The sequence below is a fragment of the Legionella bozemanae genome (assembly GCF_001648595.1).
In the GTDB taxonomy this organism is placed as follows: Bacteria; Pseudomonadota; Gammaproteobacteria; order Legionellales; family Legionellaceae; genus Legionella; species Legionella bozemanae.
In genome coordinates this window covers 77060-100555 of the sequence record NZ_LBAW01000016.1, presented here as the reverse complement: position 1 = coordinate 100555, position 23496 = coordinate 77060, and the positions used below count along the sequence as shown (strand labels likewise).

The following is a 23496-nucleotide window of genomic DNA, read 5'->3' as shown; positions in this document are numbered from 1 at the left end:
TAAAGTGAGAATAAATGAGACTATTAATAAAGATGATTAAAAAACTTCTTTTCTTTCCATTTATAATAATAATTCTCTTCATCGCCATTTCAGTGAAGGGCGCTCCTGAGTCTAAAGAAATTCAGCTAGAGATAAATAAATTGGCTGAAATCGATAAAATAGGTGCTAAGGTAAGCTCTACTCAATTGCCTGAGCCTTACAATGAGTTATTAACTCAATCTTTAATGACAAAAAGTATCGAAAAATATTACGGGCGTAACGCTATTATAAAAACAATATATGCAAATAAGGATCAAGCGAGCAATACTTATAGACGTTCCATCATAATGTTTGTTGATAGCAACAAAACGCGAAATAAACCGAATGTTGCACAAACCAAAAATGAAGCGCTGGCGGTTGAGCTTGCCTTTATCACTATAAATTTTAATGAACTCCCAAAGCGCGTTATAGAAGAAGTGCTGCATACGAGTACTCCTTTTGGCAAACTGCTGGTCAAACATCATATACAAATACTTACTCAAGACCGAAATTATTTTAAGATCAAGTGTGGCAGCAAATTGAAGTCGTTAATCCATTGCAATTTAAACGATTTTATTTATGGACGCACTAATACCATTATTAGAGCAGATAATAAAAAATGGCTGGCGCATGTTATAGAGATTTTACCCAATCCTGCTGCAGTAACCTCCCAAAACAAAGACAAAAAAAGTGTTAAATAACGGTTTCTTTCAGTGTGTATTAAATGTTTATTGTGATATTATCCAGGCCAATAAGTTATTACATTAAACCTTGATATTCATAATGCTCTAGATCTAAATGAGATTTTTATTGTTTAAAATAGCAAAAGGAACTTGGTGATTTATGTGGAATCAAAAAGCAACAAAACCTTTCCTCATTATTTATATTGGCTTTTTATTTCTTGCAACTTTTTTTATTGTTCCTACCATCACTAGTTTTTATTATTACGCTTGGGGAAAACACTTGGCTTGGTCCTATTTTGATGGGCCGCCCATGATTGCTTATTTTTTCAATATTTCGCGCACGATTTTTGGTGAGACATTTTTTTCAATTAATATTATTGGTTTTTTGTGTTTAATTGCAGGTGCCTATTATATATACAGGATAGGTTGCCTCTTGCATGATCAACGAACAGGATTAATTAGTGCGCTGATGTGGGTTGCTTTGCCTACTACTACAGAAAGTATTTTTGTTCGTGTTTTATATGATGCGCCATTGAATTTATTTACTATTTTGTCCTTTTATTATTTTGCCCGTTATATTTCATCCAAGCGAATTCTTGATTTATATCTTTGTGCTTTATTTATTGGCGCCATGCTTTTATCTAAATATACAGCTGTAATTAGTGTGATGGGGCTGTTGCTGTATGTTGTCTTTTCAAAACAGAGACAATTATTTAAAAGTATACATTTTTATCTTGCCAGCCTAGTCATTATTCTCATGGTTGCTCCTGTTATTTATTGGAATGTTAATCACGATTGGATATCCATTACTTACTTATTAAATTTTCACAGTCAAACTCAAAATAATACTACGGCAGCCCATAGTCTCTTAGCACTGTTCGGTTCATTATTTATTAATTATTCAGTTTTTCTATTAGTCGCTGCATTTGGGTGGTTCAAGTATCGGCAAACTAAGAATTTATCCGATAACCCGGTTTTGGAACTGACTTATGCGGTATTGCTTATAGGGCTATTATTCTGGATTATTGCAACTTTATTAGGTGGTGATGCCCGATCGGTTTACTTAACCCCGCTTGGGATGAATCTTGCCTTAATCACCGGATTTAATGTTGCACGATACCAATATCAACGCTTTTTTATGATCGTTTATCCATTTTTTTTGTCTTTTAGTATCGTTGTGATTCTCGCTAATTCATGGCCAATCGCAACCTATCTAAAAAAGGGCAGGGCTTATACGGTACTAAAAAAAGCGATTAATACGCCAGAAATTATAAAAAAAGGACAGCCAGTTGTTACAGGTTATTTTGCTAATGCCGCTGCATTGAATTTCTTTATGCCCAGTGAACCTGTCTATGCAATTCCTTGCGGTGATATTAATCAATATCAATATTGGGGAGAAGCTTTTTTAGATGCTTTATCTAAAGGAAAAATTGATAAAATTTCTTATGTTGATTTTAGAGATACAAAGCAATGTGCAGAACGATTTTTTAATCATTGCCAATCAGTAGCGACATTGTCTCATCATAAGATGATTCCGGTAATCCACAAATTGATCAAACCTATGTATCTGTATGTCTATGAATGCTCGTCACCTCGTGCACAAACTTCTAATGCATAGATTGAATGGGATTCTCCCCTAAAAAAGCATTTATCATTTTGCAACAGAACAAAGAGGCTTTATGACACACAATGTTGTGTGTCATAAATTATTAGATTGCGCTTAATTGGTATCAGATTGGCAACTTGCAGGAAGTGGGTTATCGAATGGAGGGTAACTTCCACTCTTGGGGGTAAAACCCATATAACCTGGGACTGTTTTAGTCACCCAAAATGGTTTGATTTTGACTAATAACTGATGGTTATTTATAGCACTCACCTCGCTAAACACCCCTGGAGAGACATTAATTTGGGTTAAATCAATGTTAATTGAACTAAAGTCTAAAATAAAGGGGGCTTTATCGACGTAGATATTGTATCCCATCCAATATGCACTGGAGCCACTTTGGCGCTCTATAGTGCACGTTTCTACGGGATTATTACTAGGTACGACATAAATATAGGCATTCTTAATAATACTTGTAACTGGAGCATAAATTTTATTATTCAGGTTGCGCCCAGGTTCCACCTTTCCATTGGTATCTAATATACCAATCTTAACGGAGAAGTTGTTGCCCATATTTATGACTTGCGCCAACGTATAAGCAATGTTTTCCGGTTTGGCGGACTCACTATCTAATACAAGAGGTTCGGAAGGTAAGAAATAATCTTTTCCGTTGTTATCGATTAACCTTAGCTGGATCTTATCTCCTGATTTTAATGTTTCAGATACGATAGCGTTGCCTACTAGCTGCCAGGAGGAGGTTATCGCAGGCGAGTGGATAAACATTAGACTCGTTTGCGAGCGTAAGTCATTTTTTGTTACTGTAAGATTGATGGTTACAGGTTGCTGAGCTCTTAGATTAGCAAGAGATAAATGGGCTTTTGCACTGTTGCTATTAGTTAATGTATAAGGGGATAAATCATCGGCATCAATTGACCATGTATAACTTAAATCAGAACCAATTGATTGACTGCCATCAAGCTCTAGTTCTTCCGCGCCGGAGATTTGTGTAGGGAGCTTTTGAATCACCGCTTTGATGTCCACCGGCGGCGGGGGATTATCATTAAAGCTTACATCGATACACGAATGGAAACGTTCATAAGTCCATTTATTACGACCCCACTCTCCATAGATTACGGCTCTACTCTCTCTGGCTGGGACGTTACACAGGGTAACAAATTTATTATTCACCTTATCGGGAATCACATTGGGATTTGCGTTAGGGTTTTGATCATTGTAACTTAAATGGCAAAATGGTGTTGTTTCAAAATCATCCCAGCTAAGTTCTTTATTCGGATCAAATCTGAAATCCGGTTTGGTTATCCAATAAACAAATTCTTCAGTATCACCAAAATGGTTACCCCAGGAAATATTCCACACAAATTCCTGCTGTCCGCTACTCATGGGAACCGTTGGCCAATTCAGTGCGCGATCCCATGGTGTTTTTCCACCTTGCCAAGACTCCGAATTAAAACCACATACATTAGCAGGTAGTTCGGAAATAGGTTTAGTTGACCGCCCAGTTGTATGGGTGAGTACGGCCATAAAGTTATAAATGCTGTTATCCAGGCTACCATCACTTTTAGTCATCATCGGACGGCATTCTTCATGAGTCATTTTATCTTTGTATATTTCATCAGGCTTACTTTCAACGCCGCAAAACTGTTGTCTTGAAGCGGGGCTCTCAATTACCCCATGGGCAAAGACGAAAGAGCTAAGCAGTATACTCACAAAATTGAGTAGTAGAAATTGCCATAATTTTTTCATTGAAACTCCTTTTTATGTTGTAGTTAAATAGAACTTTGTGAAACAGCAAACTAAGTTCAACATATAAAGATAAAATAATTCAAAGAATTTTCAAATACTTACACCATACATAATTAAATTTACCACCTGAAAAAAATGGAACAACTTCTGCTACCAATGAAAAATTTCAATCCTTTCTCATAATTGCTACCATTGGCTAAATGGGCAATTTGCTCTTGCAAAATAAAGGGTTTGGAATTTATTTTCTCATTCTGGTTTCTTTCAATTGCACTTGTAGTTTTATAACGTAATAATAAATCCCGCATTGCGCCGTCACAACAGATGGTGTTTTGTATTAGGCTTTATTTCTTTAAGGATGAAAAATGAAACAAAAATTACTCATTGGATTTACTGTTGCTGCACTGTCTTTTGCAACTATATCGCATGCAGATTTTACATTTTATTCTAGTGCAAATAGTTGTGACGATGTTCCTGGAAATTGGATCGGATCAGGTAAGGCTTCTAATTGGTTAATTGAGTGTGTCTATAATGGATCGGGAACAGTTAGCACTCTGGATAGTGCCGGGAATTTTAATATCGAGGTCAGCGCAGACAAACGTTCAGGAAGTATTTTGTGCCCTGATCATCATACCACAAAACTGATGGGAGTTTGTGCTAATGGAGCGGTTACTATTAAAACAGAATTTGGTAACTTAAACGGTATTTTCACAAAAAATTCAGGCAGTGCAAAAGGAAGGTTAAATGTTTCTCCAGGTGTAGATGTTGATGTAGCGATTCAATTTAGACGTGTAGATTAAAAATTCTAACCTGGCAGCAGGGAATCAAAACGACAAGGCTTAATAAAGTCCAGTTTCACTTCGCTGCATCCAGGCTATATGTGTCAGTGCTCAGCCCCAACTTCGGTGCACAGTCCCTATCAGGGAACGATCAGGGAACGGCCGTATTTGGCGTAATCCGCGATTAAATCAAATTATTAGGTCCTGTTACCCCTAATTTAATGATTTTTTTAAAGCTACTATATGCTGATATGCTTCATTTATTCGTTCTTGGCTGATTTCCCCAGATTGGACTTTGGCTTCAATTATATCGATGACTTGCACTGGATCTTGTGCTGGAACAGATAAGTTATTACCAAACATCAGCATGTCTGCGCCGGCATTAATCGCCAGTACTAAAGCTTGTTCAAGTCCATAATTGTCGCTAATTGCCTTCATTTGCATATCATCAGTGATGATCACGCCTTTGAAACGCAGTTGATGACGCAGAAGATCCGTTAATATTTTGTGAGATAGCGTTGCTGGTAATCCAGATGGATCTAATTGACGATTCACAATATGTGCTGTCATGACCATACCACATGCTGCAGAAGAGTTTAGTAATTGCTCAAAAGGATTTAATTCATAAGATTGCCAAGTATCGGTAACATCTACAAAACCCAAATGTGAGTCTTTGGTAGAACTCCCATGTCCTGGAAAGTGTTTATAAGCACATTGAATTTTTTGATTTAAGAAATGATGTGTATAAATTCTTGCATAACGTATTACTTGCTTGGGATCATTGGAAAAGCTTCGATCTTTTTTTCCAATTACAGGATTGTCTGGGTTGACGTTTACATCCAATTCCGGAGCAAAATCTAAATTAAATTCTGCCTTTTTTAAAGTTTGAGCCATAGAAGCGGCGGTAGACTCAGCTTCTTTAGTTTCTCTTTTGCCAACTTCGGCAGCAGATAATGCTGGAGGAAATCCATATTGCTCTCCTAAACGATTTACTTGTCCTCCTTCATAATCTACTGAAATTAATAGAGGTAATTGCAGTCGATGATGTTTCAAATTACCTAATTCAGCAAAATAGCGCAGGTCATGATTAAGTTTCTTTACCTGTTCTGGACTTTCAATATTTTTGTCAAATGTTTTTGTGCGATAATTGTAGTCAAATAAGATAACGCCACCAATATTATTTTCTTTAAGCGCTTTTACTATTGCAGATTGTTCATTAATTTTTTTCCCATCAAAACCAACAAGAAGCATTTGGCCAATTTTATCGCGCAAACTCGCCTCAGATGCAACGCCAGCGAGGCTGCTCGTTGAAAAAAATAAAGCAAGTAATAATGTGTAAAAATAGTTCATATGTGGCCCATATATTTGCCAAATGGAACAAATTTTATCATTTAGCATTGTTTTGTGCAATCTGCATTTTATTTTATCTATACTGGTTTAGTGTACCTGAATGATGGGAGTTGCTATCATCCTCCTTTTTATATAACTAAATACTATAAGGTATAAACCATGACTGCCGCGAGTGAGTACTTTAATAAAAATTGGCAACGGTATCAAAGTGCTATTAAAAATAATACATTATATCATCGTGAAATGTTGCAGGCGTTGCAACAATTTCTCGTAACTCATATGGGAGACCGTCTTTTTTCTTTTGCAGATGTTGGTTGCGGGGATAGCAGTACTGTTGTTTCTGTACTTACTGGAACATCAATAAAAAAATATATTGGTATTGATGCCGCGCCAGATGTTTTAAAAATGGCGGAAAACACGCTTGCATCGCTGGATTGTGAAAAAGAGTTCATTGCGGATCATATGATTGCCGCACTTCCTCGTGTATCTGCACCCGTCGATGTGATTTATACCAGCTATGCGGTTCACCATTTATCTTTGCACGAGAAAAACAATTTTATTGCTCTATGCAAACAAAAATTAACTCCTAATGGTTTTTTATTAATGGTCGACGGTGTGCTTAAGCAGCATCAAACACGTGATGAATGGCTGGATGCTTTAAAATCACGTATGCTGGAAAGCGACTCCGAGATAGCTGATGATGAGATTATTGCACGGATGGAGCATCCACGTACTGACGATTATCCTGAAAAAATTGATACATTTGCCCAGATTGCTTGTCAGCAAGCTTGGAATAACTTTCAAGTTCTTGTAGATAAAGGAATATTTGCTTTTATGGCATTTACCAAATAATTTGATTGTGGCCTTAGGTGCGGGCGAAGCCGTAACCCGGGTTAGCGAACGGTGTTTATCCAGAAACCCTACAATGCTATATATCTTAATTTTATGCAAATAGTTGTGCTTTTTTTGCATTAATATAAATTTGATCGATTACCCCTATAATCAATGAAGCTGGGCCTGAAGCACCACTTGAAGTTGGCCCAACGCATTCAGCATAAAAATGCACTGCATTTTTAGCGGCCAAAAATTGATCTTTAATCACAGAATGAAAAACGCTAATCATTGCTGAAAGTAAATTACCTATCCCCGCGACTTTTTGTACCATGGCCGAATCGAAATTAAATTGCTCTATTTGATTTGAATTGACAACTAAATGTCTTTTTCCACTAACAACTACAGTGAGTTTATATTTTTTTGATAATGACTGAGCGTTTTCTATTATTATTTTATCTTCCATAAGATGGTTATTATCCTGAATTACCAGCTCCCCAGTCAGCAAACTCGCAATTTCATTAGGATAGCCGCGGATAATGGATATTTGATGTTTTTTTATTAAGTTGGTTGCAACATCTGTTCGGTATTGGCTTGCGCCCGCTCCTACAGGATCTAAAATAACGGGAATGTTCTTTTTATTTGCTATATCACAGAGGAGATTAATCAGTGTAACAAAAGTATTATCTAATTTGCCGAGATTGATTATTACTGCTTTAGAAATTCCTAGTAATTCTTCGACTTCCTCTTCTGCGCCACACATTAATGGGAAACCGCCAATGCTACGTATTCCACTTCCCACATAACCCATAGGAAAATAATTGGTGATAGCTAAGATAAAGGGTTTTTGCTGCCTTATTTTCCTTAAGGCTTCATTTACTTCTGGTGTCATAAAAAATCCATTTTAAAATGATTTCAATTTTTAAAATTACTTTAACGCACTTTTTAAATTACAACCACTGAATTTACGAATTAAGTGCCACTCAAAAATCAGGGTTTGTTTCCATGTCTCCTATTTTGGTTCAATCTAGCGAATTGGCACCAGACCTGGTGAGTACGATTGCGAAAAGAGAGTGATTTGCTTTTTTAAGTAAGTCCTACTAAGTTTAAATTCTATGGAAATTTTAATCAAAAGGAGAGTGCACATGTCAAAACATAATAAAGGAGAGTGCACATGTCAAAACATAATAAATTTAAGAATGAGTCACAAGATGCGCGCCGTCACGATCAACAGCATTCTACTCATCCTGATAAAATAAAACATCCTCAAGAAAAGTCTAAATTAGAACCTCATTCTCATAAAAAGAAATAAGATAACTGTTAAGTAAAACTTAGAACAAATAAGTTTCTTAAGTAAAATTGAGTTAAAAATATGGCCTTACCTTTTAAGAAAGGCAAGGCCAAGGAAGTAATTATCTATAACAACGTAATTGGCCCCAAGCATTTCGCCAGCAGCCTGGATGGTATGGAGCTGGTGATGAATTGGGTCCTGGAGCATTTAATACACACCCACCATACATATTCCTATGATATCCATGGCCGCATCCTTGAGCTGCGCTGGCGATAGACGTATAACCTACTGCGAAGAATAATGAGCTGACTATGATACCTGTACGTAGCATTTTTGAAATGCTTGAACTTGTATTCATTACATCCTCCTTGGTTTTACTTTTTTTCACTCAGATTAATTATAGAATTTATTTCTTATTTTGCATTAATTTTAATCAAATATATTTATTTAAGATCCAAGTGGTAGTAAAAAAAATCAGAAAGGTATTCTTTCCAATGAATGTTTGGAATCACTCTACCATTCATCCTCCCAGAGGCTTAATTGTTTGGATAATAAATCTTCTTTTTTACAAAACTTATTTATTTCCAAATGAGGCTCAGGTTCAACATTGAGCCGAAATCGTTTACAAGCAAGAAGAAATCGAGTCTTTAATAGATTGGCATATTCTCCTTCGCCGTGCATACGGACACCAAATCGTGCATCGTATTCTTTCCCGCCACGCATTTGGCGAATAAGACTCATCACATGTTCGGCCCTTTGGGGGAAGTGTTCGCTCAGCCATTCTTTAAATAATTCTTTGACTTCATGAGGTAGTCTGATTAATACATAACTGGCATGTCTGGCACCTGCGTGTGCAGCAGCTTGCAATATTTTTTCCATTTCAATGTCATTGATCATGGGAATAATCGGTGCAACCATAACGCGAGTAGGTATTTTGTTTTCAGTTAAATGTTTTATTACTCTTAGCCTGCCAGAAGGCGCTGTCGTTCTAGGCTCCATAATCCGTTTCAGATCTGTTGAAAGAGAAGTAATACTTATCGCAACTTTGATCAAATTGTGTTTTGCCATATCGGATAAAATATCTAAATCTCGTTCTATAAGCGCATTTTTAGTGATAATAATGATTGGGTGACGGTGATAGGCTAAAACCTTTAAAAGGCTACGAGTAATGGCAAGTTTTGTTTCTGCGGGTTGATAAGGATCAGTATTTGCCCCTAAAACAATAGGTTTACACGCATAACTCGATTTATTAATTTCTTTTTCTAAAAGTTTGGCTGCATCCACTTTATAGAAGATTTTAGTTTCAAAATCGATTCCCGGTGACAGATTGACATAGGAATGGCTGGGTCTGGCATAGCAATAAATGCACCCATGCTCACAACCTCGATAGGGATTAATTGACTGTTCAAAGCCAAGATCAGGAGAATCATTATGGCTAATTACTGATTTAGAATACTCAGGTAGTAAAAAGGTTTCTAAAGGGGGAAGAATATCTTCTTCGATGTCCCAGCCATCAGCAAAATGTTCGCGGGTCTGTGGCTCAAATCGGCCATCTGGATTGCTAAGGGCGCCCCGATTTTTAAGTGTTTGATTGGGTTTCATAACAGCGGAGAATAAATCAAATGCACTTTATTGTATCATAATGTCAGAGGGAAAAAGATACATAGACCGTTTTACTCTTTGGGATGGTTTATTACCGAAGCAGTCATTCTTGAAATACAGGTTAGTCTTCCTTTTTCATTAAAAATCTTAACTTGCCAAACTTGAGTAGAACGTCCCAGATGAAGAGGAGAAGCGATTGCTGTAACTTCACCTTCTTTAACTGAATGAATATGATTGGCATTAATTTCCAAGCCGACGCAAAAAAATTGATTCAGATCAATAACGGCGTTTGCTGCAGTACTGGCTACTGTTTCGGATAATGCGACATTGGCACCGCCATGAAGAATACCTATAGGTTGTTTGGTACGCGCAGTTACAGGCATGGTTGCTTTTAAAAAATCATCACCAATTTCAATAAACTTGATGCCAAGAAATTCAGACATAGTATTTTTTCCAAATTGATTGAGATCTTCTAAAGTAATTTCTTTAAACCATATCGCCATTTTTATCTCCTTTATTAGGGTCTGTTTAGATTTCTACTATCTTGGCCAAAACGGCCTGATTTTTTGCGTTCCGATGCTCACATACTTCGTGATGCTGCGCTTCGGTGCTCGAAAATCAGACCATTTTAGTTCAAGCTAGCAAAATCTAAACAGACCCTATAAAATAAGATAAACTTTATTTATCCAAAAACCAATAAGAAATTTTATGATGAATCAAGCATGTATGAGATGTTATATCTCGGGAAAAGTTCAAGGAGTATGGTATCGCGCCTCAGCACAAAGAGAAGCGAAGAAACTGGGTATCACAGGGTGGGCGCAAAATCTGGATGATGGACGCGTAGAAGTACTTGCGTGTGGGACAGTTGACAATTTGAAATTATTTTATGCATGGCTGCAGGAAGGACCGCAGCTTGCTATTGTAGAAGAGTGTACTTATGAAGAGCTCAGTTGGCAGGAGTATGAGGGGTTTGATACCTTGTAGCCTGGGTGCAGGCGAAGCCGTAACCCGGGTTTCGCAAGCTACTTAGAGTGTGCTTTGATAAAATGTTCTATAGATCCAATTAATCGAGAGACCTGCTCAGGGACAAATATTTCAAGTTGGGCAAAAACATGAATCATTCCCTTAAATTCTTCTAATTTAACGGGAACTCCTAAAGTTTTTATTTTTTTTGCAAAAGCGATTGCTTCATCAAATAAAGGATCGTATTCAGCAGCTGCAATATAGCAGGGCGGTAATAATTCCAAATGTTTAAAATACATTGGTGATGCTTGAATTCGATCGCCACCATTTTTGAAATAATTGTCAAAATACCATTTAACTTTCTCTCGGGTGAGTAAAAATCCTTCTCCATTACGTTGATATGATTCATAGTTCATCGAAAAATCAACGGATGGATAAATTAATACTAATCCTTTAATTGTATGATCACCAAGTTCTTTCATTTGATGACAAACAGAAAGTGCCAAATTTCCTCCAGCACTATCACCTGCTAAAAAAACATGATTTATATTCACCTGAAAGTCTTTGACTAACTCAACTTTTTGTTCAAAAACTGCCATACAATCAAGTAATCCTGCTGGGTATGGAAACTCTGGAGCTAAACGATATCCCACAGAAAGAACTACTGCGTTACTGGAAATAGCAATTCGCCGACAAAGTGCATCATGAGTTTCTATGCTTCCTGATAAATGCCCACCACCATGAAAATAAATAATTAAGGGTAATTTTTTTTGTGGGTCAGGATGATAAATTCGTGTCGCTATGTCATGATCAGCAAGTTGAAGCACTGGGTTGCTGATTAGGGGTACAAATAACTTAGGTAGAGCAAAAGCCTCTGCTGTCTTTTCAGCGAGATCACGTACTTCCTCGGGTATAAAAACAGCTGGTCTTGTATTGGTCAAATCCAAAAAATTTTGGAGTGATTGTGGTATCTGGCCATGCGACATTGTTGCCTCCTGCTCCAATTATAGAATTAAATAGTTAATCTACATCCTAATCACATCAATAAACCTCTTTCCAAACCTATTGGAAAGGAGAATTGCGTATACGACTCATCATATGACTGCGTATACACTCCAGCTTTCTTCGTACTCGCTCTCCTCAATGAGTTTGGACGAGGTCTATTGTGTTATTGGTCTTTGAGACTTTTATTAATAATAGTGCCACAACAAGTAACCAAACAAGGCTTAAAATAATAATAAAACTTAATAAAGGATTGACCATCAAATAGCCCATCACGATGACACTGAGTGTGGCAAAACACATATTAACAAAACTCATCATTGCTGCAGCACTGGCTTTGTCCTCAAGCGCATTGGAAGCAACAAATGAACCTCCCGAAAATAGAAAACTGCTAAATAAATATAAGCTGGCTGTAATAAGAAAAAACCATAATGAAGACTGATTCCCAAAATACCACATGATTAATAAATTAATTATTCCTGCCACAACACCAAGAAAACCAATGGTAATGAGTTGGTTTGCCGAAAAACGAGCAAGTAATCGTTTGGCTAATAATCCACCTAAGAGCATTCCTATAATGTTAAGGATATTCCAATACCCATACTCAGCTGCCGAGAGTTTCAATATTTTTTCTGCAATTTGAGGCCCAGCCGCAGAAAAGCAATAAGATATTGCAGAACAGCAACCTACTACTAATGAAAAAATTACCAATTTCGCAGAAGCAAGTGCAGCATAATAATCGCGAACAATAGTCAAAACATATATTGATTTAGGATGAATCAATGTCTCACTAAAGATACAAGTTCCCCACAGCATTATTAAACCATGCACGAGTAAAATCCAAAAACATCCTTGCCAATGAAGAAATTCTGTAATGACCCCACCTATAACTACAGCAATACCGATGCCCAGTGCAAAGGACAAAACAGAATAGGCTATAGCCGTTTTGCGTTGTGCTTCAGGTAACCATTCATTAATTAACATGAAGGTACAGGCAAGCCCACTGGCAGCTCCCAAGGCAGTGATTAGCCGTCCGCTTACGAGTAACCAATAGTTTTCTTGCAGTAGTGCAAGCAAACATACACCAAGCCCAATCAGATTAATCACCAAACCTATGCGTAATGCTTTTAAACGGCCAAATCGATTAGCAAGTGGCCCATAAATCAATTGACCAACTACATAACCAATCAAAAATGCCGAGACTATCCACTCAATAATACCGGGGCCTAAAGCATATTCAGTTTGGATTTTTGGTAAAGCGGGAGTGATGATAGCCGCCGAAACTGATGCAATAGAAATGTAGTTGAGTAACCAAAACAGATTAAATGATGAAGTTTTTTCTGTTGCACTCATGACTATCCTTAACGTACTTTTAAATTAAGGGATTCATTGTAAGTACTTCTTTATCTGAGTCAATCATTCTTTTTTATGAGTTGTGCTCATTTAGCCTTAGGAGTCGCCAGTTTTTCATTGTCCGTACTTCCTCTACGTCTGCGAATAAGCTGTGGAACGTAGTAATTAATTGAAAATAACTCAATAGATCAAGTTTTTTCTCAAAAAACCGACGATACTCTAGCCTATTTAGATGATTTAAAAATAAATTCGAGTTGCCATCACTCTATAGGTGCTTTGCGAAATGTCCTGACGGCGTTATTTGTCTGATTGTCGATAATCTCACCACGTATATCATCAAAGTGTCCATTGACTTGAATTAACATCCAGGCATAAAGCTGATCAATATCGTTTCCTGTTTGGGTCGCGATTCTTTCTTCTTTACAGTAGACATTTGCAGTAAATTGCTCGCTCATTTTAAGAATCCTTTGATCCAAACATCATATTATATAAGTTTAGCTTTTTTTAACTGTTTCACCACGTTATTCAAGGAGATATTGCACTATAATTTATATAAGAGGGATGTTTCAGGAGATTATTATGAGTACCAATTTTTTAGCTTCTGTACTAGGTTGGTATTTGGTAATTGTGAGCCTGCTTTTACTTATACGACGTGAAGTTGTAATCACTGCCATGAGAGAATTGATGGGACAACGAGCTGTCATGTTAGTTGTTGGTATCATCACATTAATTATTGGATTATTAATGGTTCTGAGCCATAACGTATGGGTAATGGGTTGGCCAGTCATAGTAACAGTCTTTGCCTGGCTAATACTAATTGGCGGCTTGTTTAGGCTCTATTGTCCAGATACTGTGTATAAAATTTGGAATAAAACGATAAATAAATCGGGAGTGTTTATCTCAAGTGGGATAATTACGTTAATCATTGGCTTATTTTTATTGTACAAAGTTTATTTTGGTTGATGAAATGATTCAAAATATATAGACCGCATTAGCTATAGAGAGCCGAACATATACCTATATTTCGGGGATGTTTTAACGTGGAGTAAAAAGAAATTTTACTTTGATTCCTCAATCAGCTCTTTGAATGTTACAGATAAACCGGTATAAAAAATTGTAGTTGTACTTTCAAATCCAGAGTCTGTGCCGAGGACTAACCATACCTCGCCTTGATTATTGCTTCTGGTTGTATAATTGGCGAGCTTCGCTTGCATTTCTTCAGTGGGTAAGTAAGGTAATGCCTTTAACCTGTAAATGGAGTTTGCAGTGTCTACCCCAATGGATCCGATAGTGATCATATCTTTTCCATCAAGAGCTTGATTTCCTTTATCCAGGTTAATTCTGTAATGATTGGAGTCATCCACATCGCGTTGCGGTTTATGAGATACAGCCCCAATTTTTACATACACTGAATCACCAGGCGAGCCTCCTGCACCCATAGAACCCTCAGGAGCATTCGAGGCAAATTCTAAAGAAAAACTGACGTGATAGGTTGTATTGGGTTTTAAATTCTTTACTTTTTTATAAGCATACATGAATAAATCATCACTATGATTATTGCCTGATATTTTTAATCCATGAAGGGGCGTATTAATTTCATGAGGCAATTTAGCACCATTTTTAAATTGAAGTTCAAAGAATTTTTCTTCACCTTTGGGATAATCAGCGAAAGAGACCTTAAAATTTTCTTTTTTGGAGAAAGTATATTTATAGGATTTTAGCTCTGGATTATTTAAAGCAAACACCGAATAAGAGGTGATTAGAAAAAGAAAAAATAAGGCAGGTCTTTTCAAGATTTATCCAATTTCTGGCTGATAATGCTGCATTTTAAAATTAAACCGCCAATAGAGCAATAAAACACTGATGACTGCACCTAATGACACGCCCCACCAGAGGCCAATGCCGCCCCATTGCAGAGGAATTGCAAACAAGTAACCTACAGGTAACGCAATTCCCCAAAAGCTAATCATTGAAGTTATTAAGGTATAACGCGTATCTTTTAATGCACGTAAAGCGCCAAATAGTGAGATCCGGGCTGATTCGAATATTTGAAATACTGCACTGACTGCCAGAAGTTGGATTGCAAAATGTAATATTTCCTGATTACCAGGCTCGTGAATATCAAAATCAATAGCAATAAGTAACTTAGGGAAAAACCAATAAATAAGTGCGGCACCAAACATAAAAGTAACCGAAGTAAAAGTACCGATATAACCCACCTGTTTTGCAGTTACTACATCGCCTTCCCCTAATAAATGCCCCATGCGCACAGTGATTGCCTGGGCTATTGAAAAAATAACAGACGTTAAAATACATAAATATTGCAATGTGATTTGATTGGCTGCTAGCAGTTGATTACCGAGTGAACCCATAATTAAAATCAAAACAAAGAAAAAGCCAATTTCAACACAATACATTATTCCTAAAGGAGTCCCAATTTTGAGTAACTCAATCAAGTAAAATGGTTTAACGTAAGTAAAGAGTAGGCGAGTATACGGTTTATAGTTTTTATTCGTAAAAATATACCAAGAGAAAAATAATACAGTAATCCAAAAACCTATGGTTGTACCCCAGCCTGCACCAGCAACTCCCATGGCTGGCAAGCCAAATTTTCCAAAAATCAGAGCAAAGCTAAATAAAATGTTCAAAGAGACATTCAATGCACTAAAGAATAGTGCAAATCGAGTTTTGCCAAGTCCTATTACAAATTCCATGAGTACCACTGTAATAAAATTCGCTAATAATCCCCATGTTAGTGCATGTAAATAAGATTCAGTTAGTTTCACCAAAGCTTGGTTTTGGCCAAGATATAAGAGAAGTGGGGCAATATGCCAAAAAAAATAACACGCAGGAATGGTCAAGATACAAGCTAACCAAAATCCATCTCGAAATACTAAAGCAATTCCATGTCCATCTTTAGCGCCATGTCGATGGGCTACCAAGACATTAATCGCATTTAATATACCGATAACAATGATGTTAAACGTCCCAAATAGCCAGGCAACCAGTGAACCCGCTGCTAATGCATCTTGACTAACACGAGCTAGGAATATGGTTATAAAAAAATAAACAGAAGATTGTAATAACCCGGTGAGAATTAGTGGGATGGCTAATCGTACCAAGGATTGAAAATTATTTTTAAATGCTTCCACAACTCTCACTACCGTAGTTTATTCTTCTCATTATTCGAAAAATAATAAGAAGAAGTTAAATTGATATGCTAAATAACCTAATTATAGTTGTTACACTCAATAATGAGTATATTTGTCAATCAACCATGCATAAAGCGCGGAAATGTAGGTTTTACCTAACACGTAAGAGAAGTCGATTGGGGTGATTTAGGACAGTAATCATCATAGAAGCATTTTATGTTTTCATATAATTCTGTTAATTCTTCTATATCATAAATTTCTTTTTTGGCTTGTTTGCTTAACTCCTCGTATTTTTCAATGTATTCTTCGAAGAGACTTTTTATATCGGAATCATTCATGAATGAATCTCTTTGAATTGTTACAATAAAATCATCTAATTCCGTTTTTATTGCCTCATATTCATCTTTATTTCCTAGAATTTTCACTTTGGGCTCGGATTTATTATTGAGTGCTTGATACAGTAAATAGAGTGCAATTAATCCAACAGGAATTAAAACAATTAAGCCCAAATAAACGCCGGCATAAGATGTTTCTTGTTTTGATACTGGACATACATCCATATCCTGGTCGCCGCAGGCTGTTATTGCTAGAGCTTGTGGTTGCTCTGGAAACACAGGACATACTGCCTGTTCATAAGTCCAGTTGGGTAAACAGCCATTGGTTCCGGAGATTTGTCTATTCGCCTCAAAGAAGGATGGACGCAGTTTTGGTTGGCTGTGGGATTGTTGTTGTGATTTTGGTTGTTGTGATAATAATTCCAGCTTTTCAGGTTTTTTTGGTGGTTCCAGTCCTTTGATTTTGTATTGGAATGTGATCCAGCGATGCATTGAATCCATCAATGCATTTAATTCTTGAGCTTGCCCGGCTAGTGTTGCGAAATCAGTACTTTTTACTTTAGGGCCATTTAAATGGCCAATAACATAATTTACTTGTTGTTTCAGTGCTTGATTGGTTTTTGCAAGATCTGCTGTAGTTGAGGGAAATTGCGCTAAAGTATCTTGATTGTCTATGAATGTGTTTAACTTTTCTTGCTCGGATGTTAACCACCTTTTTAGCAAAGGTAAATTCTGCTCCTCATGAATCGCTTTATGATAAGCAAGCGTATTGGCATGAATAATTTCGTTAATATGAACGGATGATTCATCAATAAAATGTTCAATTTGTTTCAATAGAAAAGAGAGTTGCTCCTTAAATTGAAAAACGGTATACACTTCACCTGCTTGTCCCAAGAGATCCATTGTTTGAGTAATGACTTTTTGAAACTGATCGAGCTCATTTAAATCAGTTATGGCTTTGGCATAATGATCTAACACTTTATCTTCCATGTTTATTAACTGGAAATTGGAGCAATCTTTAAGCTCTTCACCTGTTAATTGCAATATGGATATAGGGCTTTCTACGACAGCAGTTGAACTTTTCCCACACTCTTTTACTGCCTGAGTAGGGTAGGCTTTTAAATCATCAGGCTTATCAATTGCGAAAGTATAAGGGTGGGGGTTAACCTGATTCGCATTCAGAGCAAAATGTAATATTCTGTTGCGCTCGGTGGATAATTGTTCGATGCTTTTTGATAATTCACCAAGGCGATCTCTTAATAATTGTGATTCAATCTTCCGCGTTAATTGCGGATGGATTTCATCATCAATCGTACTGCGGAAATTAGCTAAAAATAGCCGATCTGAACCTGCAAAGGGAGAAATGTTTTTTTCGATAGTGCGTACGTAGCGGGTGACATGCTCCAGTTGGTCTCTTGTTTGTTTGATATTTGGATTTTGACTTATTCCTTTCAGAATATGATTCAGATCCAATAGGAAAAAATTCATGGGCTGATTTAAATGAGTTTGGGGCAACGCCTGATTTCTTAATAATAAATAATCTCCGGTTTTTTGCATTAAGTCATATAAAGCAGTCCATTGGAGACGTTGGCTATCGATAGGTTGAACATGAAAGTCATCCCGGTTTAAAACATGACGTGTCTTGTATGCATTAGAGTAAAACCAGGAGCGCTCATACACGTTGATTAAGGCCTGGGAGTCATCAGCAAACCAGGAACTGGGATTTGATAAATAATCAGGATGAATTCCTGAGTTACTGCGCACTTTAAGAATCCATGTTCTTTGCTCTAATTCTTCCTCAGTATAACAGGATTCCGAATGGACCCAAAAACGAGATTGATGCTGTTGAGGCTGATATGAGGTGTAATACTCTCTTTTTTCCTTTGCCATACTTCTCACTCCTTGAGATAGAATAACCTGAAAGCTATTGTACGGTTGGTAACTAAATAGAATATTTTTGAACCAATTAATTTGATAACATTCTTTACGCAAATATGCAACATTAGGAGAAATTGACATTTGGAAATATGGTGCCGCATTCTGTTTTTTGTTAAATTACATTTTTAACTTGAACGAGTAACTTATGCCTTCTTTTGATATTGTCTCTGAAACAAATATGGTTGAATTACGTAATGCTGTGGATAACGCTTTGCGTGAGATGGGTACTCGCTTTGATTTTCGGGGAGTAGAGTCAAGCATAGAACTTAAAGATCTGACAGTGACATTACGAGCCGAATCTGATTTTCAGGTCAGACAATTAGAGGATTTATTCCGCAATCACTGCAGTAAACGTAATCTTGATGCTTCGGGAGTGGATATAGAGGATGAGCCGGTGCACAGTGGAAAATTTTATTCCTTGAATATGACGTTTAAACAGGGAATCGATCAGCCAACAGCCAAAGACATCGTGAAATGTATTAAAGATTCCAAAATTAAGGTTCAGGCCTCTATTCAAGGAGATAAAATTCGGGTTACTGGTAAAAAACGTGATGATTTGCAAGAAACAATCGCTCTTTTAAAGAAATCAAATATCAAATTGCCATTGCAGTATGAGAATTTTCGAGATTAATTTCTATTGTGAGAGTAAATTTGAGTAGCCTTTTTGCTTGCACTTGCACTTGTCTCCTGATCACATCTCTGCCTACACCCCGTGGCTTCCGCGGGATCCAATTATTTAGGGCGGATTTTATGGGCTGATTTTTCAGCGATGTATAGAAGATGTAGTTGCAAGCAAACGAGATTAGTCAATAGAAAAGGAAATTCTTACAATTGTGTGGTTTTCTCCAATTAAGTTACACCGCAAACATCATTTAATTCACAATTTCATCAATTTTGGCAGAGATCCTTGCCAATAAATAAGGGTCCTTTTTGGCAAGACTACGGGCTACTTTGAGTTGAGCTACTGCTGCTCTTTTTTGGCCTTCAAGAAGTAAACACTGGGCTTGGGTAAAATAAGCATAGCCTTTTTGATGTGATTGCGCTTGGGCTCGAGCTAGCTCACGACATAAAACAAGATCCTGTTTATATTTCCTACTACCTTTAAGCAGGATGCTTGTGGCTTTTTCATGTTGATTTGCAGCCAATAAACCTTGGGCGTATGCCATAAGTGCCGCATAATTGTCAGGGTAATTCTTTTGTATTTCTTCCAATCGGGAGAGGGCGGCTTTATGTTGGGATAATCCTGTTTCAGCTTGTGCCATAGCAATTTGAAAATATAGATTGTTATTTTGTACTAATAAAGGAGTCAAAATGGCAGCTGCTTTTGTATAACTATTATTGTTGATTAACGCAAGGGCATGACCATATTGGCAAGCATATGCGGGAGTTTTTTGGTTACATTGATGCTCATAATAATCAAGTAGCATTTTAGGATCGCGGATGACTGAAGTGCGAATTAATTCTTTGACTAATGGGTATTCGAGAGTTTCTGTGTATTTTTTGTGCGAAAATTGTGCGGTTCGGTTTTCTGCTTCAGCGATTCTATCCCCATCCAGAGGGTGGGTTCGTAAAATGGCAGGTACATTTGCAGTGTAATAATAACGAGAATTTTCCTGCATTTTTTTAAAAAAAGCGGCCATACCGTGAGGATTATATCCTGCTTTAATCAGCATATCGATTCCAATTCTATCCGCTTCTTTTTCTTTAGAACGGGTAAAATTGATGTTATCTTGGGAAAACCCTGTCATGGCACCCATCATTCCCGCCATCCCAACTGTGGGATTGATTACACCTAAAGCAGCAGAGGCCAGTATGGAAGCAAGCATGGGAATGCGCATTTGTTTTTGATGCTCGATCATTCTGTAGAGATGGTGCAAACGCACATGCGCGATCTCATGGGCCATAACCCCAGCAAGCTCACTTTCACTACTTGTGGTTAAAATAAGCTGTGAATTAATACCTATATGTCCACCAGGACCAGCAAAGGCATTGATTTCATTTGATTTTACTATAAAGAAATCTGGTGTTTTAATATGACCCGCATGAGCAAGATTTTTCCCAATACGATTAATGTATTGGCTTGCTAACGGGTTTCGCTCCACACTTTCTGACTGATTAATTTGTTGTACAAACTCTTTTTCTAATTGTTCCAGTTCTCCTGTTGAGTATGGAGACAGCCCCTGGGAGAAAGAGGATTGTGCAAGAAAAGTGGCTAACAGTATTAAACAGACGTTTTTCTTAATTTTCAATTTAATCATTAGGCTACTCAAAAATTGAATAATTTGTTATCATTCACGCATCGTAACTACTCATCCTCTCTCGTTATCCCGAGGTTTATCCTTAGGAGGACGTCTATTTAGCACGTGAGCAGTTACCATGCATCATAGAAAGGTACTAAACAATGCACAAAAAGTTTTTGCTCGCAGCACTTGAACAGGCCCGACTTGGACAAGGCCATTGCGCCCCAAATCCTTGCGTTGGCGCTGTTGCTGTGCAAAATGGAACTATTATAGCACAGGCATGCCATAGAGGTGCAGGGACTCCGCATGCAGAACAATTATTGTTAACACAGATTCCTCCTAAAATGCCAGGGGTTACGCTATATATTTCTCTTGAGCCCTGTAATCATTGGGGAAGAACGCCTCCATGTGTTGATGCAATTATTAATTATGGAGTGGAAGAGGTTGTTTTTGCTTATTTAGATCCCAATCCAGTCGTAGCTAAAAATAATTCTTCAGATAAGTTACGTGCCCATGGCATAAAGGTAACGTATTACCCTGTAGATGAAATTACAGAATTTTATAAAAGTTACTCTTACTGGACTTTAACTAAAATGCCAAGGGTAACGGTGAAAATAGCGCAAACATTGAATGGTAAAATTGGTCGCGCAGTAGGAGAGCGTGTTATTTTGTCAAATACTCAATGTGGGGAATTTACGCATCAAATGCGCGCTGCAACAGATATCATTCTTACTACGGCTAGAACAATACAACTGGATAACCCTAAGATGAATGTGCGTTTAGGCCAGAAAGAACAGGCAAAGCCAGTTGCAATTATTGATAGGCAGTTGAGTCTTAATCAACAATCCATAATTTTTTCAACAGCAGCTCATTGTCATGTGTATCATTGTAATGAGCAGGAAGCTTCTTATCCCAATAGTACTTTGCATTTAATGCCCATGAAAAATGGAGTAATGGATTTAGGTGCTGTGCTCTGCCATCTGGGGGAGTTGGGGTATCATGATGTTTGGGTTGAGGCGGGAGGCGCTCTTTTTAGTGCGCTGCACCAGGAAAAGTTAGTTCATCGAACTTATTTATATATCGTTCCAAGTATTTTGGAGCACGATGCAATTTCAGCCTACCAGCAGAGTGGGATATTTGACCGAGCGCATACTATTTCTTGGCATGCTATGGGTGACAATATGATAGCATGTCTGGATTGGCAGGAGGATTAAATGAACACTGGATCAAATGAGGTCGCGTTATGAAGTATTCATTAGCTACAATAGAACACGCAGTGGAAACACTTAAAGCCGGTAAAATGGTTATTTTAATGGATGATGAAGATAGGGAGAATGAAGGAGATCTGGTTGTGGCTGCAGAATATGCTACGCCAGAAGCAATTAATTTTATGTCTCGTCATGGTTGTGGATTGATCTGCTTGTCTATGGCTGATGAATTGATTGATAAATTACAATTGCCAATGATGGCGCAAAATAATAAATCACCTTATGGCACAGCATTTACTGTATCTATAGAAGCAGCGGAAGGTGTCTCAACGGGAATTTCAGCTAAAGATAGGGCTCAAACAATTAAAGTTGCAATTAATCCTGAGAGTGGACCGACTGATATCATTTCTCCAGGACATATCTTTCCCTTACGCGCTAGAAAGAAAGGAGTTTTGGAACGGCAAGGTCAAACAGAAGGTAGTGTTGACTTGGCAAAGCTTGCTGGTTTAACTCCTGCTGCAGTGATTTGTGAAATTATAAATGAAGATGGTACTATGAGCCGTCGTGATGAATTGGTTTCATTTTCCAAAAAACATAATATTCCTCTGGTAACGATTAAAGATTTGATAGAATACCGAATTCGCCATGAGGTGCTGGTCAACGCTGCTGCTTCAACACGTATTCCTTTGCAAAATAAAGGTGATTTTACTATGACTGTGTTTGCAAACGAACTTGATAATGCAGAGCATTTTGCTTTGGTAAAGCCGCCTGTGTTTGCGAATCGCGTGCCTTTAGTGCGTATTCATTCAGAATGCATTACTGGTGATATTTTTGGTTCCTGTAAATGCGATTGCGGTAACCAATTGGAAAAATCTTTGGCATTGATTGCTGCTGAAGGTGGTGTTTTAATTTATTTACGCCAGGAAGGACGAGGAATTGGCTTGGCGAATAAACTAAAAGCTTATGCCTTGCAGGAGCAAGGTTGGGATACTGTTGATGCGAATCATCAACTAGGTCTTCCTGTTGACAGTAGAAATTATGCTATTGCCTATCAAATACTCAAATATTTTGGTATTGATGCAATAAGGTTATTAACCAATAACCCTTCAAAAATTGCTGCTGTGGATCGTTATGGAATAAAGGTTATGGAGAGAGTGCCTTTAGAAATAGAGCCTACTAAGGAAAGTCACAGATATTTAAAAACTAAAAAAGAGAAACTGGGACATTTATTAGCGATAAATTAGGGCTATATCCTGATTTGTTTAGCCACAGTATATTGTAGCCTGGGTGCAGTGTAGCGGAACCCGGATTTTCTTACTACGGAATTCCCGGGTTCCGCTACACTGCACCCAGGCTACAATAAAACCTAAATTTCTATTTCTCTACT

The 23496-nt window shown here is 37.4% G+C and carries 23 protein-coding genes; 10 read left to right on the top strand and 13 right to left on the bottom strand.

Annotated elements, in window-relative coordinates; all coding sequences use genetic code 11:
- The first annotated feature begins 14 nt into the window (after window positions 1-14).
- Both A8O27_RS12560 and A8O27_RS12555 read left to right on the top strand, forming a co-directional pair.
- Window positions 15-719, top strand: a complete 705-nt coding sequence (locus A8O27_RS12560; protein ID WP_058459069.1) for a hypothetical protein — start codon at window positions 15-17, stop codon at window positions 717-719.
- A gap of 142 nt (window positions 720-861) precedes the next feature.
- Window positions 862-2319, top strand: a complete 1458-nt coding sequence (locus tag A8O27_RS12555) for an ArnT family glycosyltransferase (protein WP_058459070.1) — start codon at window positions 862-864, stop codon at window positions 2317-2319.
- Between the two features lie 102 nt (window positions 2320-2421).
- Here A8O27_RS12555 and A8O27_RS12550 read toward each other — a convergent pair whose 3' ends face one another.
- Complete coding sequence (locus A8O27_RS12550; RefSeq protein ID WP_058459071.1) at window positions 2422-4068, bottom strand: lytic polysaccharide monooxygenase; 1647 nt, start codon at window positions 4066-4068, stop codon at window positions 2422-2424.
- A gap of 362 nt (window positions 4069-4430) precedes the next feature.
- Between A8O27_RS12550 and A8O27_RS12540 the strand changes: the two genes are divergently transcribed.
- Complete coding sequence (locus A8O27_RS12540) at window positions 4431-4865, top strand: hypothetical protein (RefSeq protein WP_058459073.1); 435 nt, start codon at window positions 4431-4433, stop codon at window positions 4863-4865.
- A gap of 192 nt (window positions 4866-5057) precedes the next feature.
- Here the strand turns inward: A8O27_RS12540 and A8O27_RS12535 are convergent, their stop codons facing one another.
- Window positions 5058-6194 (bottom strand): glycoside hydrolase family 3 protein, encoded by a 1137-nt coding sequence (locus tag A8O27_RS12535; protein ID WP_058459074.1) that lies wholly within the window; start codon window positions 6192-6194, stop codon window positions 5058-5060.
- Window positions 6195-6353: 159 nt separating this feature from the next.
- On the opposite strand from A8O27_RS12535, the gene A8O27_RS12530 reads away from it, so the two are divergent.
- Window positions 6354-7046 (top strand): class I SAM-dependent methyltransferase, encoded by a 693-nt coding sequence (locus A8O27_RS12530; protein ID WP_058459075.1) that lies wholly within the window; start codon window positions 6354-6356, stop codon window positions 7044-7046.
- A 91-nt stretch (window positions 7047-7137) separates the two neighbouring features.
- Here A8O27_RS12530 and thiM read toward each other — a convergent pair whose 3' ends face one another.
- Window positions 7138-7917, bottom strand: coding sequence for a hydroxyethylthiazole kinase (gene thiM, locus A8O27_RS12525; RefSeq protein ID WP_058459076.1), 780 nt, complete (start codon window positions 7915-7917; stop codon window positions 7138-7140).
- A 282-nt stretch (window positions 7918-8199) separates the two neighbouring features.
- On the opposite strand from thiM, the gene A8O27_RS19050 reads away from it, so the two are divergent.
- Entirely contained in the window at window positions 8200-8337 is a 138-nt protein-coding gene (locus tag A8O27_RS19050; RefSeq protein WP_165482424.1) for a hypothetical protein, read from the top strand.
- A gap of 100 nt (window positions 8338-8437) precedes the next feature.
- On the opposite strand, the gene A8O27_RS18495 is transcribed toward A8O27_RS19050, so the two are convergent.
- From A8O27_RS18495 to A8O27_RS12510, 3 genes are all read right to left on the bottom strand, one after another.
- Complete coding sequence (locus A8O27_RS18495) at window positions 8438-8674, bottom strand: GCG_CRPN prefix-to-repeats domain-containing protein (protein WP_082642428.1); 237 nt, start codon at window positions 8672-8674, stop codon at window positions 8438-8440.
- Window positions 8675-8829: 155 nt separating this feature from the next.
- The gene (locus A8O27_RS12515; protein ID WP_058459078.1) at window positions 8830-9918 is read right to left on the bottom strand and encodes a PA0069 family radical SAM protein; all 1089 of its coding nucleotides are present in this window, start codon (window positions 9916-9918) and stop codon (window positions 8830-8832) included.
- A 71-nt stretch (window positions 9919-9989) separates the two neighbouring features.
- Window positions 9990-10421: a hotdog fold thioesterase gene (locus A8O27_RS12510; protein WP_058459079.1), complete on the bottom strand. Its 432-nt coding sequence runs from the start codon at window positions 10419-10421 to the stop codon at window positions 9990-9992.
- 205 nt (window positions 10422-10626) lie between these two features.
- Here A8O27_RS12510 and A8O27_RS12505 point away from each other — a divergent pair, with 205 nt between their 5' ends.
- Window positions 10627-10902, top strand: coding sequence for an acylphosphatase (locus A8O27_RS12505; protein WP_058459080.1), 276 nt, complete (start codon window positions 10627-10629; stop codon window positions 10900-10902).
- Window positions 10903-10940: 38 nt separating this feature from the next.
- Here the strand turns inward: A8O27_RS12505 and A8O27_RS12500 are convergent, their stop codons facing one another.
- The 3 genes from A8O27_RS12500 to A8O27_RS12490 form a co-directional block, all read right to left on the bottom strand.
- On the bottom strand, window positions 10941-11867 hold the full coding sequence (locus A8O27_RS12500) for an alpha/beta hydrolase (protein ID WP_058459081.1): 927 nt from the start codon (window positions 11865-11867) through the stop codon (window positions 10941-10943).
- Window positions 11868-12021: 154 nt separating this feature from the next.
- Window positions 12022-13236 carry an MFS transporter gene (locus tag A8O27_RS12495; protein ID WP_058459082.1) on the bottom strand — a complete coding sequence of 405 codons (1215 nt, stop codon included), beginning with the start codon at window positions 13234-13236 and terminating at the stop codon, window positions 12022-12024.
- 260 nt (window positions 13237-13496) lie between these two features.
- Entirely contained in the window at window positions 13497-13691 is a 195-nt protein-coding gene (locus A8O27_RS12490; RefSeq protein WP_058459083.1) for a hypothetical protein, read from the bottom strand.
- A 124-nt stretch (window positions 13692-13815) separates the two neighbouring features.
- Here A8O27_RS12490 and A8O27_RS12485 point away from each other — a divergent pair, with 124 nt between their 5' ends.
- Window positions 13816-14199 (top strand): DUF308 domain-containing protein, encoded by a 384-nt coding sequence (locus A8O27_RS12485; RefSeq protein WP_058459084.1) that lies wholly within the window; start codon window positions 13816-13818, stop codon window positions 14197-14199.
- 95 nt (window positions 14200-14294) lie between these two features.
- On the opposite strand, the gene A8O27_RS12480 is transcribed toward A8O27_RS12485, so the two are convergent.
- The 3 genes from A8O27_RS12480 to A8O27_RS12470 form a co-directional block, all read right to left on the bottom strand.
- Window positions 14295-15029 carry a hypothetical protein gene (locus tag A8O27_RS12480; RefSeq protein ID WP_235810497.1) on the bottom strand — a complete coding sequence of 245 codons (735 nt, stop codon included), beginning with the start codon at window positions 15027-15029 and terminating at the stop codon, window positions 14295-14297.
- Window positions 15030-15032: 3 nt separating this feature from the next.
- Window positions 15033-16388 carry an MATE family efflux transporter gene (locus tag A8O27_RS12475; protein WP_058459086.1) on the bottom strand — a complete coding sequence of 452 codons (1356 nt, stop codon included), beginning with the start codon at window positions 16386-16388 and terminating at the stop codon, window positions 15033-15035.
- Window positions 16389-16543: 155 nt separating this feature from the next.
- On the bottom strand, window positions 16544-18613 hold the full coding sequence (locus tag A8O27_RS12470) for a hypothetical protein (protein ID WP_058459087.1): 2070 nt from the start codon (window positions 18611-18613) through the stop codon (window positions 16544-16546).
- 193 nt (window positions 18614-18806) lie between these two features.
- Between A8O27_RS12470 and A8O27_RS12465 the strand changes: the two genes are divergently transcribed.
- Entirely contained in the window at window positions 18807-19292 is a 486-nt protein-coding gene (locus A8O27_RS12465; RefSeq protein ID WP_058459088.1) for a YajQ family cyclic di-GMP-binding protein, read from the top strand.
- 241 nt (window positions 19293-19533) lie between these two features.
- On the opposite strand, the gene A8O27_RS12460 is transcribed toward A8O27_RS12465, so the two are convergent.
- A complete protein-coding gene (locus A8O27_RS12460; protein WP_058459089.1) occupies window positions 19534-20919 on the bottom strand; it encodes a M48 family metalloprotease in 1386 nt (461 codons plus the stop codon).
- Between the two features lie 143 nt (window positions 20920-21062).
- Here A8O27_RS12460 and ribD point away from each other — a divergent pair, with 143 nt between their 5' ends.
- Window positions 21063-22115: a bifunctional diaminohydroxyphosphoribosylaminopyrimidine deaminase/5-amino-6-(5-phosphoribosylamino)uracil reductase RibD gene (gene ribD, locus A8O27_RS12455; protein ID WP_058459090.1), complete on the top strand. Its 1053-nt coding sequence runs from the start codon at window positions 21063-21065 to the stop codon at window positions 22113-22115.
- A gap of 29 nt (window positions 22116-22144) precedes the next feature.
- Complete coding sequence (locus A8O27_RS12450) at window positions 22145-23353, top strand: bifunctional 3,4-dihydroxy-2-butanone-4-phosphate synthase/GTP cyclohydrolase II (RefSeq protein ID WP_058459091.1); 1209 nt, start codon at window positions 22145-22147, stop codon at window positions 23351-23353.
- The last annotated feature ends 143 nt before the right edge of the window (window positions 23354-23496 follow it).